We start from the raw sequence: 11,721 nt of genomic DNA, 5'->3' as shown, positions 1-11,721 counted from the left end.
TTGGTGGTGGGTTGATTCAAATCGACTGGCACGGCACGGCCTTCATTGGTAGTGCCTCAGGTAGCGCCGCTCGAAGCTGCGCTTGGCCCAGTGCATCAGGCGGTTGGGCGGCAGCACGATCTGCTGCTGCTCGGTGCGGTAGACCAGCGTGCCCTGGTCGATGGCGTCGATGATGCAGACCAGTTCGACCTTGAAGCCGCGCTCGCCCCGCCCGCCCGCCAGCTCGGCCAGCAGGTTGTGCGCCGCGGCCTCGGCCTGCAGATCGGCCATGTGGGCCTGCTTGGGCATCCAGTCGGGGCCGGGAAAGCTGCCGCTGTCGCCGACCACGTAGACGCGCTCGAAGCCGGCCACGCGGCACTGCGCATCGGCCGCCACCATGCCGCCGGGCGAACGCGGCAGCGCGGAGTGCTCCAGCCAGGCCGGCCCGGTGAGCCCCGGCATGAACAGGATCAGATCGGCCGCGAACTCGCCGCCCTCGGTGACCACCTTGTCGGCCTCGAAGCGCAGCATCTTGTGGCCCAGGTGCGTCTCGATGCCCTGGCGCTGCATGCGCGCCAGCAGTTGCGCCACCGTCTTCTCGCCCAGGCGGATGCCGGGCTTGGGCGAGGGTTGAAGAACACCAGCTTGAACTGCTCGCGCCGGCCCTCGCGGCGCAACTGGCGCTCGATGCCAAACAGGAACTCGAACATCGGCCCACCGCGCACGGCGCTTGGCTCGTGGGGGTTGGCGCCGAAGCCGATGGCGATGGTGCCGCCGTCCATGGCGCGCAAACGGTCGCGCACGCGCTCGGCGGCGTCGATGCCTTCGCAGGGCACGACGGCGTGCTCGATGCCCGGCAGCTTGCGGATGAAGCGCGCACCGCTGGCAATGACCAGCGCGTGGTTGGCCACATCGCCCGCCGTGGTGTGCACCACGCGCCCGTCATCCGACAGGCCGGTGACGCTGGCCTGATGGTGCTGCACGTTCATGCGCTGGAAGAAGTTGCCCAGCGGCACCACCAGGTCGGCGCGCGTGCGCAGGCCGCTGGGAATCCAGATGGTGCCCGGCAGGTAATGCAGTTCTGCACGCGGGCCGATCATCGTGATCGGATCGGTGCAGCCGCCCGCGCGCAGCGCGCGCACGGTGGACAGCGCACCGAAGCCGGTGCCGAGCACGACGATGGGGGCGTGGGTGGCGGCGGTCATTTGCGGTCCTTGCGCGGCGCACGCGCGGGGGTGGCTGCCGGCACGACGGCAGCGGGCGGCGCTGGCGGCGCCGCCGCTGGCACGGGTGCCAGCGCAGCGCTGAGCTTCGCCATCAGGGGCTCGTCCAGCCGGTCGGCCAGCGCGGCCAGGCGCAGGCGCTGCTGCATCTGCCCGGTGCGCGCCTCGGCCAGCGCCAGCGTGGCGCGGGCATGGTCGTTCTCGGCGTTCAGCACGTCCATCAGCGTGCGGTCGCCCAGCTCGCGTCCTGTGCGGGTGGCGTCGAGCCGCGCGGCGCTGGCCTTCAGGCCGTCCTGCAGTGCGGCCACGCGGGCCTCGCCCGCCTGCCAACCCAGCCAGGCAGCGCGCACCTGCTCGGCCACCTGCTCGCGGGCCTGTTCCAGCTGTGCCTGGGCCTTGTCCAGCAGGCGTGCGCCTTCGCTGGCCTGGGCGCGGCTCATGCCGCCGTCGTACAGGGGATGTTGACCTGCACGCCGACCATGGCATTGGCGTTGCGGTTGCTGGCCGAGCCGAATTCGCCCCGGCCGCCCAGCCGGTCGAAGCCGGCCTGTGCGACCAAGTCCACCGACACGCTGTCGCCTGCGCGGCGCTTGCGCAGTTCCTGCTCGGCCATGCGCACACCATGCGCGGCCAGCTGCACCTGCGGGTTGGCCGCCTGCGCGGCGTCGATCCAGGCTTGCAGCGATTCGCCCAGTGCCTGGGTTTGCGCGGGCAGTTGCGCCACGGGCAGCGGCAGGCCGGTGCTGTCGGCCAGCGACTGGCGCGTCAGGTCGCGCTGCAGGCGCGCCGCCTCGACCTGCGCACGCACGCCGGCGAGAGCCGCATCGGCCTCATGCGTGTCGGTCACGGGCACGTCGCCCAGTTCAAAACGGTCGTGCGCCTCGGTGGTGGCGCGCGCCACCGATTCGGCCTGGCGCTCGGTCACGCGCAACTGCTCCTGCGCCACGGCCAGGGCGAAGTAGCGCTCGGCGGTGCGCAGCAACAGCTCGTTGCGGGCGGCGCGCCAGGCGGTGTCGCCCATCTCGGCGCCCAGTTCCAGCTGTGCGCGGGCAGCCTCGCGGCCACGGTTGACCAGCGGCTGCTGCGCGATCAGGTTGGCGCGCGTGGCCAGCCCGGCATGCACCGAGGTGGCGAAGTCCACGCCCTCGGACGTGCCGAAGCCGGGCGCCGAGAACTGCGCGCCCTTCATGCGCGTGTCGCTGGCGCCCAGGCCGGCGCCCAGGCCCAGCATCACGTTGGGGCGCCACAGCGCCTCGGCCTGTTCGCGCTTGGTCTGCGCCGCCGCGTGCTCGGCACGGGCCACGGCCAGCGTGCGGTCGTGCTGCTCGGCAGCGCGCCACACGGTGAGCAGGTCCTGCGCGGTGGCGGGCAGCGCGCCCAGCCCCAGCAGGCCGATGCCCAGACCATGGCGCAACCAGGCGCGGCGCATGCTCATGTGGCCTTCTCGCCGCCGAACTCCTCGTAGGCGGCAATGGCCGCGGCGGCGTACATCAGCGACGGGCCGCCACCCATGTAGACGCACATACCCAGCATCTCATCCAGTTCGGCGCGTGTGGCGCCCAGCTTGACCAGCGCCTTGGCGTGGTAGCCCACGCACGGGTCGCAGCGCGCGGCCACCGACAGCGCCATGGCGATCAGTTCCTTGGTTTTGGCGTCCAGCACGCCGTCCTTGCCGGCAGCGCCCGCCATGGCGTTGAAGCCCTGCATGACATCGGGGATGCCCTTGCGCAGCTTGGCGGTGTTGGCGGATACGGAAGCGATCAGTTCCTTGTAGTTTTCAACCATGGGTTTCTCCTTGAATCAAGATGCACGGGCGCCGATCTTGCGCATGATGGTTTCCATCAGGCACCAGTTGGTGATGCCACTTTGCAGGAAGTTGGCGCCGACGAAGGCGGTGAACCACAGCCAGTTCGTCGAATGGAAGATGGGGCTGCTGGGCACGCCCAGCGCCAGCGAAAGCAGGATGAAGGTACCGCCGATGAGGCGGGTAAGTTGCCACGATGTCATTCTGTTTGCTCCTTTTCAAGTAGCTGCTTGCGCAGGCGGGACGGGCGCTGGAGCCTGATTTGACTCATGACTCCGGCAGTAGGCGACGTAGTAGAGGATGGGGATGACCACCAGCGTGAGCACGGTGGACACCAGGATGCCGAAGATCAGCGCAATGGCCAGGCCGTTGAAGATCGGGTCGTCGAGGATGAACAGCGCGCCGATCATGGCGGCCAGCGCGGTCAGCGCAATCGGCTGGGCGCGCGTGATGGCGCTCTGCACGATGGCGCGCTTGAAACTTATCCCCCACGCTCCCCGCTGCGCGTGGTGCGCTGCCCCCGAGGGGCTGCTTCGGCTTGGGAGCGGCCCCGCGCCGAATCGGGCACGCCCTCGGCGAGCTGCAGGTGGATGAAGTCGACCAGCAGGATCGAGTTGCGCACGATGATGCCGGCCAGCGCGATCATGCCGATCATGCTGGTGGCGGTGAACTGCGCGCCCAGCAGCGCGTGCCCCGGCATGACGCCGATGACGGTGAGCGGAATCGGCGCCATGATGATCAGCGGCATGAGGTACGAGCCGAAGTGCGCCACCACCAGCAGGTAGATCAGGATCAGGCCGACGGCGTAGGCGGCGCCCATGTCGCGGAAGGTCTCGTAGGTGATCTGCCACTCGCCGTCCCACTTGAGCGCGTAGCCGGCGTAGGGGTTGGAGGGCTGCTGGATGAAGTACTCGTCGATCGGGCCGCCATCGGGGCCTTGGAGTTCGGCAATCTTCGAGCGCATCTGGAACATGCCGTAGAGCGGGCTGTCCATGTCGCCCTTCTTGGTGCCCGCCATGTCACCGACGACGAAGACGACCGGCAGCAGGTCCTTGCGGTAGATCGGCTGCTCGCGCACCGTGTCGCTCACCGTCACCAGCTCGCGGATTGGCACCGCCGCGCCGCTCTGGCTGCGCACCGTCAGTTGCAGCAGCGCATCCAGGCTGCCATGCAGCTCGGGCGGCAGCTGAATCAGCGCCGGCACGGCGTAGCGGCTGGCATCGTGCAGGTAGGTGGCGGCGTCGCCCGACAGGCCCATGCGCAGCGTGCTGGCGATGGCCTGCTGCGTCACGCCCAGTTGCGCGGCCTTGGTGCGGTCGACCAGCAGCAGCGTCTTGGGCGCGGCGGTGATGGTGGAATCGTCCACATCGACCACGCCCGGCGTGGCCTCGAACACCGCGCGCACGGCCTTGGCCACGTCGCGACGGCCCGCCTCCTCCGGCCCGTAGATTTCGGCCACGATGGGTGCCAGCACCGGCGGGCCGGGCGGCACTTCGACCACCTTCACGTTGGCGCCGAAGCGGCGGCCGATCTCGTGCAGCGCGGGGCGCACGCGCATGGCGATCAGGTGGCTCTGGTCCTTGCGGTGCGCCTTGTCCACCAGGTTGACCTGGATGTCGCCCACTTCGCCGCCGGCGCGCAGGTCGTACTGGCGCACCAGGCCGTTGAAGTTGATGGGCGAGGCGGTACCGGCATAGGCCTGGTAGTTCAATACCTCGGGGACGGTGGCCAGATGAGCGCCAAGCGCTCTCAAAACAGCAGCATTCTTCTCGACCGGCGTGCCCGCGGGCATGTCGACGATGACCTGGAACTCGCTCTTGTTGTCGAACGGCAGCATCTTCAGCACCACCAGCCCGACCACCGGCAGCGCCACCGACAGCGCGATCAGGCCCGCCACCACCAGCCCCAGCAGGCCGCGGTTTCGGCCACCGCGCCGGTCGTCGAGCAGTGGGCGGAAGATGCGCTCGAACAGCGGCGCCAATCGGCCCGCCAATCCGTGCCCAGCCGCCTTGCCGTCGTCGTGCTGGTGCGTCGCCTTCATCCACAGCCGCGCCAGCCAGGGCGTGACGACGAAGGCGATGATCAGCGATAGCACCATGCCCAGGCTGGCGTTGATGGGGATGGGGCTCATGTACGGCCCCATCAGCCCGCTGACGAAGGCCATGGGCAGCAGCGCGGCGATGACGGTGAAGGTGGCCAGAATGGTCGGGCCACCCACTTCATCGACCGCGCCGGGGATGATCTCGCGCAAGCTGCGCCCCGGGAACAGTTGCTGGTGGCGGTGGATGTTCTCGACCACCACGATGGCATCGTCCACCAGGATGCCGATGGAGAAGATCAGCGCGAACAGCGACACCCGGTTGAGCGTGAAGCCCCAGGCCCATGATGCGAACAGCGTCACCGTCAGCGTCAGGATCACCGCCGTGCCGACGATGGCGGCCTCGCGCCGGCCGAGGGCGAAGAACACCAGCGCCACCACCGCGAAGGTGGCGAACAGCAGCTTCTTGATCAGCGTGGTGGCCTTGTCGTTGGCGGTCTCGCCGTAGTTGCGCGTGGTGCTGACCTGCACATCATGGGGAATCACCGTATCGTGCAGCTCGCTCACGCGCTGCATCACCGCATTGGCCACGTCGATGGCGTTCTCGCCCGGCTTCTTGGTGATGGCGAGCGTGACGGCGGGCGTTTCAACCGCGCGCGCTTCACCTTCGCCGCGCTGCACCTGGCCGTGCCACACGTAGCGTTCGGCCGGGGCGCGCCTTCGCGCACGCTGGCGACTTCGCGCAGATAGACCGGCTTGCGGCCGCGACTGGCCAGCACCAGTTCGGCCACGTCCTGGGCGCTGTGCAGGTAGGGGCCGGTCTCGATGGCGATGGCCTGGTTGCCCTGCAGCACGTCACCCACCGGCAGGCCCATGTTGGCCGACTGCAGAGCGCCGCGCACCTCGTGGAGCGTCAGGCCGACAGCGGCCAGGCGCGTGGGATCGACCTCGACCATCACCGCGCGGCCGGGGCCGCCCACGGTCTTCACCTCGCGCGTGCCGGGCACGCGCTTGATCTCGGCCTCGACGCTGCGCGCCACGCGCTCCAGGTCGAAGGCGCCGGTATCGGCGCGCGTGCTGTGCAGCGTCAGCGCGACGATGGGCACGTCGTCAACGCCCTTCGGCTTGATGATGGGTTGCAGCACGCCCAGGCCCTTGGGCAGCCAGTCGGCGTTGGCGCCCACGGTGTCGTACAGCCGCACCACCGCCGCCTGGCGCGGCACGCCGACCTTGAACTGCACCGTGACCACCGCCACGCCCGGACGCGACATGCTCATCACATGCTCCACGCCCGTCATCTGCGACAGCACCTGCTCGGCCGGCGTGGCCACCATGGCCTCCACGTCCTTCGCGCTCGCGCCGGGGAACGGCACGATCACGTTGGCCATGGTCACGTCGATCTGGGGCTCTTCCTCGCGCGGCGTCACCAACACGGCGAACAGGCCGAGCAGAAAGGCGACCAGCGCCAGCAGCGGCGTGATCTGCGCGCTCTGGAAGTAGGCCGCGATGCGGCCCGAAATGCCCATGCGATGTTCCTGCATGTCAGTAGCCCTCGGCACCGCAAGTCATGACCGTCCCTGACGGCGCACGACCTCGGCCTGCGGCCGTCGATGACGCGCCCTGCGGGCGCATGACCCAAGATGAGTCATGGCGCGCCAGCGCCGTCATCAATGGCGAAGCCGAAATCATTGAGCGAAGCGAAGTCATGGAATCAACGCCCCCGGCCACAACGCGCGTGGCTGCCTGCGGGTCGGTGATCAGCTGCTCGCCCGCGTCCAGGCCCGACAGCACCTCGACCTGATCGCCCTGCACCGGGCCCAGGCGCAGCTGGCGCAGTTGCGGGCGCTTGTCGGCGCCCATCACGTAGACCGCCGTCACCTCGGCGCGGCGCACCACGGCCGAGGCCGGCACGAACAGGCGCTTGGCCGCCGCCGCATCGACGGCCGCGCCAGCCAGTTGCAGCCTTGCAAACTGGCCCGGCGCCGCCGCCGTGCCCGCCGGCAGATCGACGCGCACCTGCTGCGTCAGCGATTGCGGATCGACCGTGGGCAGCACCTGCACGCGGGCCGGCGCCACCGCGGCATCGCTGCCCGACAGCAGCACCTGCGCGCCGCTGGCGCCGCCCTGGAGGGCACTGGCCGGCACGTGCGCCGTCACGCGCAGCGCGCCGGGGTCGTACACCGTCATCAAGGGGCGGCCCGGCATGGCCATGTCGCCGCGCTCCACGGTGAGCTGCGCCACGATGCCGTCGAACGGCGCGCGCACCACGTGAAAGCCGGTCTGCGTGCGCGCCGCGCTGGCCTGCGCCGACTGCGCGTTGACCTGCGCCTGGGCGGCGCGATACTGGCTCTCGGCCTGTTCCAGCGCGCCCTTGCTGATGTAGTTCTTCTGCGCCAGCGCGCGCTTGCGGGCCAGCTCGGTGGCGGCCACATCCAGCGCGGCGCGGGCCGCGGCCACCTGCGCACTGCTGGCGGCGGCGCTCTGCTCGGCAGCGCGCGCGTCGATGCGCAGCAGCACCTGGCCGGCACGCACCGCATCGCCGGCGCGCACGTTCAACTCCAGCACGCTGCCGGGCACCTGCGCGGCGATGACGGCCTGGCGCAATGCCTCGACTTGGCCGTCGTAGGTGGCCATCTGCGCCCGCTGGGCAGACTGCACCGCCACCACCGGCAACTCGGCCGACTGCGCCTGCCCGGCCAGCACCGACAGGGCGAGCGCCAGGCCCACCGCGCGCAGCGGCGTCGCGGCGGAACGATGACCGAGGGCTAACACGAAGCACTTGCTTTTCAGGTTCATTGCGTTATTATTTGCGCAATCATGCAAATACGCAATAGCGTAACCACAGGTTTCCCTCAGGCACCCGCTAGACTGCCGTCCAGCCCTGCTGTACCGGAGTGCCCGTTCGTGAACACCCTGAACCAACTGCCCCCTGCCGCCCTGGAGCACGTGGCGCGCTATTTCCGCACGCTGTCGGAGCCGACGCGGCTGCGCATCCTCAACGTGCTGGGCACGGGCGAGATGAGCGTGGGCGACATCGCCGTGCAGGTGGATTCGAGCATCGCCAACGTGTCGCGCCACCTGACGCAGATGGCGCAGTACGGCCTGGTGGCGCGCGAGCACCGGGGCAACAGCGTGCTCTACCGCATTGCCGATCCGGCCGTGCACGAGTTGTGCGATCTGGTGTGCGGCAGCATCGGGCGCCGGCTGGAGGCCACGGTGGCCGAGCGCGCCGCCTTCAACCCGGCGCCGGCCAAGGCGGCGGGCGGGCGGCCAGCGCGCCGCTGAACGCGCTGCTCGGCGCCCAGGTCAAAGGGCCGCTGATTTCAAGCCAAATCAGGCTGCAGCGCCCGCCACACAAGCGCTGACAGCTATCTATTCAGAAGCAAGTCCAAGCGCGCCGCTCATTCCATTTCCCATTCAATGCGTCCATCACCGTCATCCCGGCGAAGGCCGGGATCCATGTTTCTCCGCACACGCCGTCTGGATTCCGGCTTGCGCCGGAATGACGAGCTATGGCAGCTTTGATCTGGAATTGGAATCAATCGGCGCCGCGCACCACCAGCGTATTGATCCTGGTGTGCGACAGCACGCTTTGCGCCACGCTGCCCAGCACCAGCTTCTCCAGCCCGCGGCGGCCGTGCGAGCCCATCACGATCAGGTCGGCGCCCGCGGCGTCGGCAGCTTCCAGCACGCCGCGCCACACGGCGTGCGATTCGACCACCTTGGTCTCGGCATCGACGCCCGCCTGCTTCAGGCGCGCGGCGGCATTCTCGATGGCGGCACCGGCCTCGGCCTTGGCAGCGTTCAGGTACTGGTCCTGCCCGTAGGCGAAGTCGGCGCCGACGCCGGTGAACGGGTACGGGTCGATGACGAAGATGGCCGTCACCTGGGCGCCGAACGCCTTGGCCAGGCCGGCCGCCTTGTCGATGGCCGCCAGCGACGTGTCGGAACCGTCGACGGGCACCAGGATGTGCTTGAACATGCGTCGCTCCTTGCGCGTCAGTGAAGATTCATTCTCAGGGGCACCTTGCCGCGCGGTTTGATGCGCGTCAAGCGCAGGGGTCAAGAAAGCCGCCGGCGCGCAGTGTCACCACCAGCGTGTCGCGGTGGCCGTGGCCGCCTTCCTCGGCGGGCTGGATCGGCGTCGATTCGTGGATCACGCGCGCGTCCTGCAGCAGCAGCACCGACCAGGGTTCTTCCAGCGTGAAGCGCTGGCCCTTGGGGCCGTCGAGTTCGAACACGCGCGTTTCGCCACCCTTGATGGCGTGGCGCGCGACCAGGAACACCGCCACCAGATCGACGCCATCGCGGTGCGCGCCCTCGGGCGTGGGGCGGCCGATGCCATCGGTGGTGTCGATGCGGAACTGGTGCGTTTCGACAAACCAGGGCTGCGCACCGTGCAATGCGTCGGCCACGTCAGCCAACCACGCCAGCAACAGCACCCAGTCGGGCCGCGATTGGGTGGCTGGCAAGACGGGCTCGAACCAACGTTCCATGCCCCCATGCAGCGCGTTGTAGTCCAGCGGCTGCCAGTGCGGCCGATAAGGCACATCGCGCACCTCCCCACCCTGCACGACGAACGAGGCATGCCGGCGCTGGCGGTAGCGGCCGCCGTCCTTCAGGTACTCGTCGGGGGCAAGCTGGTCCCAGTCAGGCGCCAGCGCCGCCAGGCCGGTGGCACCGGCGCCCGACAGCGCACGCACGGCCGTCGCCGGCAACACGGCAAAGCCGCGCTGCGCCAGATCGCGCAGGTACTGGTCGGGGGTAGAGAACGGCGGCAGGAACATGACGGTGGCGCGCGGGGCAAAGCCGTGAGCATAGTCCTCTGCCGCGACACCCTTTCCGCCTGACCTGCGTCAAGGTCGCAGTCAGGGCCAGCCGATAGGCTCGCCGCAACCTCTGGAGAACACCCCGATGCCCACCCTGCTCTGGTCCGACGAACTCGCCCTTGGCGTGGCCGCAATGGACGCCACCCACCAGGAATTCGTCACCCTGCTGGCCGACGTGGAAGCCGCCGACGACGCTGGCGTGCTGGCGGCCTGGCACGCGCTGGTCGAGCACACGCAGCAGCACTTCGACGCCGAAGACCGCTACATGCTGGCCACCCGCTTTGCCGCCGGCAACTGCCACACCACGCACCACAGGATGGTGCTGGACGTGCTGCGCCAGGGCCTGGCCCTGGGCCAGGCGGGCGATCTGGCGCCGATACGGCAGATGGCGCAGGAGCTGGCCGTGTAGTTCCCCCAGCACGCCGACAGCATGGACGCGGCGCTGGCCATGCACCTGCAGCGCGTCGGCTTCGACCCGGCCACCGGCACCATGGCCCACGCCGACGCCCTGCCGGCCGAGGCGATCCACGGCTGTGGCGGCGTGACCTGCACGCCGCAGGACGCGACCGACCGCGAAGCCACCGCCGCCTGAGCCCGACAGCGCGCCGCCCACGCCGCGCGCCCCGCCATGCCCGCCCCCGAATCGCTGGCCCACCGCCCCTACGAGGACGTGCAGGGCCTGCTCACCGGCACGCTGTTCATCGCGCTCGGCACGCTGATGTTCAGCCAGGCCAAGCTGCTGACCGGCGGCACCGCCGGCATTGCGCTGCTCATCAGCTACCTCACCGGCTGGCCGTTCGGCCCGGTGTTCTTCGCCGTCAACCTGCCGTTCTACCTGTTCGCCTGGAAGCAGATGGGCAAGGGCTTCACCCTGCGCACCGCGGCGGCGGTGAGCCTGATGTCGCTGTTCGCCTGGGCCTTGCCCTGGGGCCTGGCGTTCGAGCGCCTGTCGCCCGCGCTGGCCGCGGTGCTGGGCGGGCTGCTGGTGGGCGCGGGGCTGCTGATGCTGTTCCGGCACCGCGCCAGCCTGGGCGGCATCAACGTCGTCGCCCTGTTCCTGCAGGAGCGCCTGGGCTGGCGCGCCGGGCAGGTGCAGATGGTGCTGGACGTGCTGATCCTGCTGGCGGCGTTCGGCGTGACCGACGCGTGGCGCGTGGCGCTGTCGGTGCTGGGCGCCGTGGTGCTGAACCTGGCGCTGGCGATCAACCACCGGCCGGGGAGGTACATGGCGGTGTAGCGGGGAAACCTTTGTGCTTTTGTTTTGATAGTGGCTTGCGCTTGATCTGCAAGGATTTCAAGAGAAAATATTCTGAACTCAGCTTTAAACGGGCGCAGGCAGCTATCTTTTTGAGCTGGGTGGCCCTCACCCCAGCCCTCTCCCGCCCGCGGGAGAGGGAGTAAACAGCACGCCGCGCGAAGCAGCGGCCTGACCCAGCCAAGGCCGAGCGCAGCGATGGCCCGAGTGGACTTCCCTCCCCTCTGGCCGTGCCGAGAAGCGCAGGGCGTGGGGCGGGCGCGGCAGCGCAGCATGCCGCGCTTCGTGCTCTGACTCGCTGCGGTTGTCTGAGCGAAGTGAACGCAGTGAACGAAGCGAGTTCCGCAGCGCCGCCCCGCGACCGAGCATCGCAGGTTGCCCGCAGCGAAGCGAAGGGACACGGCCAGTGGGGTCGCCTTTTCTTTGGTTACTTTCTTTTGGCGAGACAAGAAGAAGTGACTGCGCCGCCGGGCGCACATCCCGGCCAACAGCGCCACCAACACCCCAGTAAAGCGCGACAATCCCCGAACGGCTCCCGCAGGAACCCCTTCTCCGCATGGAACTGCTCGCCCCCTCCTCGTCTTCACCGCCCT

The 11,721-nt window shown here is 69.4% G+C and carries 11 protein-coding genes and 2 pseudogenes; 3 read left to right on the top strand and 10 right to left on the bottom strand.

Going from position 1 to position 11,721, the window contains the following annotated elements:
- Nucleotides 1–42: 42 nt before the first annotated feature.
- From H0I39_RS22475 to H0I39_RS15540, 8 genes and pseudogenes are all read right to left on the bottom strand, one after another.
- Complete coding sequence (locus H0I39_RS22475) at nt 43–558, bottom strand: FAD-dependent oxidoreductase (RefSeq protein ID WP_257646192.1); 516 nt, start codon at nt 556–558, stop codon at nt 43–45.
- Nucleotides 450–1,184, bottom strand: a complete 735-nt coding sequence (locus H0I39_RS22470; protein ID WP_257645827.1) for an NAD(P)/FAD-dependent oxidoreductase — start codon at nt 1,182–1,184, stop codon at nt 450–452. The genes H0I39_RS22475 and H0I39_RS22470 overlap by 109 nt, the downstream gene beginning before the upstream one ends.
- Nucleotides 1,181–1,642 (bottom strand): TolC family protein, encoded by a 462-nt coding sequence (locus tag H0I39_RS24745; RefSeq protein ID WP_506329687.1) that lies wholly within the window; start codon nt 1,640–1,642, stop codon nt 1,181–1,183. The genes H0I39_RS22470 and H0I39_RS24745 overlap by 4 nt, the downstream gene beginning before the upstream one ends.
- Nucleotides 1,639–2,637 (bottom strand): TolC family protein, encoded by a 999-nt coding sequence (locus H0I39_RS15560; protein ID WP_506329686.1) that lies wholly within the window; start codon nt 2,635–2,637, stop codon nt 1,639–1,641. Before H0I39_RS15560 ends, H0I39_RS24745 begins: the two co-directional genes overlap by 4 nt.
- Nucleotides 2,634–2,987, bottom strand: coding sequence for a carboxymuconolactone decarboxylase family protein (locus H0I39_RS15555; RefSeq protein WP_180551094.1), 354 nt, complete (start codon nt 2,985–2,987; stop codon nt 2,634–2,636). Before H0I39_RS15555 ends, H0I39_RS15560 begins: the two co-directional genes overlap by 4 nt.
- 15 nt (nt 2,988–3,002) lie before the next feature.
- A complete protein-coding gene (locus H0I39_RS15550; protein ID WP_180551093.1) occupies nt 3,003–3,209 on the bottom strand; it encodes a YgaP family membrane protein in 207 nt (68 codons plus the stop codon).
- A 15-nt stretch (nt 3,210–3,224) separates the two neighbouring features.
- Nucleotides 3,225–6,585 (bottom strand): annotated as a pseudogene (locus tag H0I39_RS15545) (efflux RND transporter permease subunit).
- Between the two features lies 1 nt (nt 6,586).
- Entirely contained in the window at nt 6,587–7,816 is a 1,230-nt protein-coding gene (locus H0I39_RS15540) for an efflux RND transporter periplasmic adaptor subunit (protein WP_308645870.1), read from the bottom strand.
- Nucleotides 7,817–7,948: 132 nt separating this feature from the next.
- Between H0I39_RS15540 and H0I39_RS15535 the strand changes: the two genes are divergently transcribed.
- Nucleotides 7,949–8,329, top strand: coding sequence for an ArsR/SmtB family transcription factor (locus H0I39_RS15535; RefSeq protein ID WP_308645869.1), 381 nt, complete (start codon nt 7,949–7,951; stop codon nt 8,327–8,329).
- Nucleotides 8,330–8,582: 253 nt separating this feature from the next.
- Here the strand turns inward: H0I39_RS15535 and H0I39_RS15530 are convergent, their stop codons facing one another.
- Entirely contained in the window at nt 8,583–9,026 is a 444-nt protein-coding gene (locus H0I39_RS15530) for a universal stress protein (protein WP_180551091.1), read from the bottom strand.
- Between the two features lie 67 nt (nt 9,027–9,093).
- On the bottom strand, nt 9,094–9,831 hold the full coding sequence (locus H0I39_RS15525) for a 2OG-Fe dioxygenase family protein (RefSeq protein ID WP_180551090.1): 738 nt from the start codon (nt 9,829–9,831) through the stop codon (nt 9,094–9,096).
- Nucleotides 9,832–9,958: 127 nt separating this feature from the next.
- On the opposite strand from H0I39_RS15525, the pseudogene H0I39_RS15520 reads away from it, so the two are divergent.
- A pseudogene (locus tag H0I39_RS15520) lies at nt 9,959–10,465 on the top strand (hemerythrin domain-containing protein).
- 36 nt (nt 10,466–10,501) lie between these two features.
- Complete coding sequence (locus H0I39_RS15515; RefSeq protein WP_180551089.1) at nt 10,502–11,110, top strand: YitT family protein; 609 nt, start codon at nt 10,502–10,504, stop codon at nt 11,108–11,110.
- Nucleotides 11,111–11,721: the final 611 nt, after the last annotated feature.

Source organism: Ottowia beijingensis (assembly GCF_013423955.1).
Lineage (GTDB): Bacteria > Pseudomonadota > Gammaproteobacteria > Burkholderiales > Burkholderiaceae_C > Ottowia > Ottowia beijingensis.
The sequence above is the reverse complement of the archived record's forward strand: the minus strand, read 5'-3'. Positions and strand labels throughout refer to the sequence as shown.

Excerpts from the sequence above, each read along its gene's own strand:
- H0I39_RS15525 (WP_180551090.1), bottom strand. The coding sequence starts at position 9,831 with ATGTTCCTGCCGCCGTTCTCTACCCCCGACCAGTACCTGCGCGATCTG.
- H0I39_RS24745 (WP_506329687.1), bottom strand. The coding sequence starts at position 1,642 with ATGAGCCGCGCCCAGGCCAGCGAAGGCGCACGCCTGCTGGACAAGGCC.
- H0I39_RS15550 (WP_180551093.1), bottom strand. The coding sequence starts at position 3,209 with ATGACATCGTGGCAACTTACCCGCCTCATCGGCGGTACCTTCATCCTG.
- H0I39_RS22470 (WP_257645827.1), bottom strand. The coding sequence starts at position 1,184 with ATGACCGCCGCCACCCACGCCCCCATCGTCGTGCTCGGCACCGGCTTC.
- H0I39_RS15555 (WP_180551094.1), bottom strand. The coding sequence starts at position 2,987 with ATGGTTGAAAACTACAAGGAACTGATCGCTTCCGTATCCGCCAACACC.
- H0I39_RS15530 (WP_180551091.1), bottom strand. The coding sequence starts at position 9,026 with ATGTTCAAGCACATCCTGGTGCCCGTCGACGGTTCCGACACGTCGCTG.
- H0I39_RS15515 (WP_180551089.1), top strand. The coding sequence starts at position 10,502 with ATGCCCGCCCCCGAATCGCTGGCCCACCGCCCCTACGAGGACGTGCAG.
- H0I39_RS15560 (WP_506329686.1), bottom strand. The coding sequence starts at position 2,637 with ATGAGCATGCGCCGCGCCTGGTTGCGCCATGGTCTGGGCATCGGCCTG.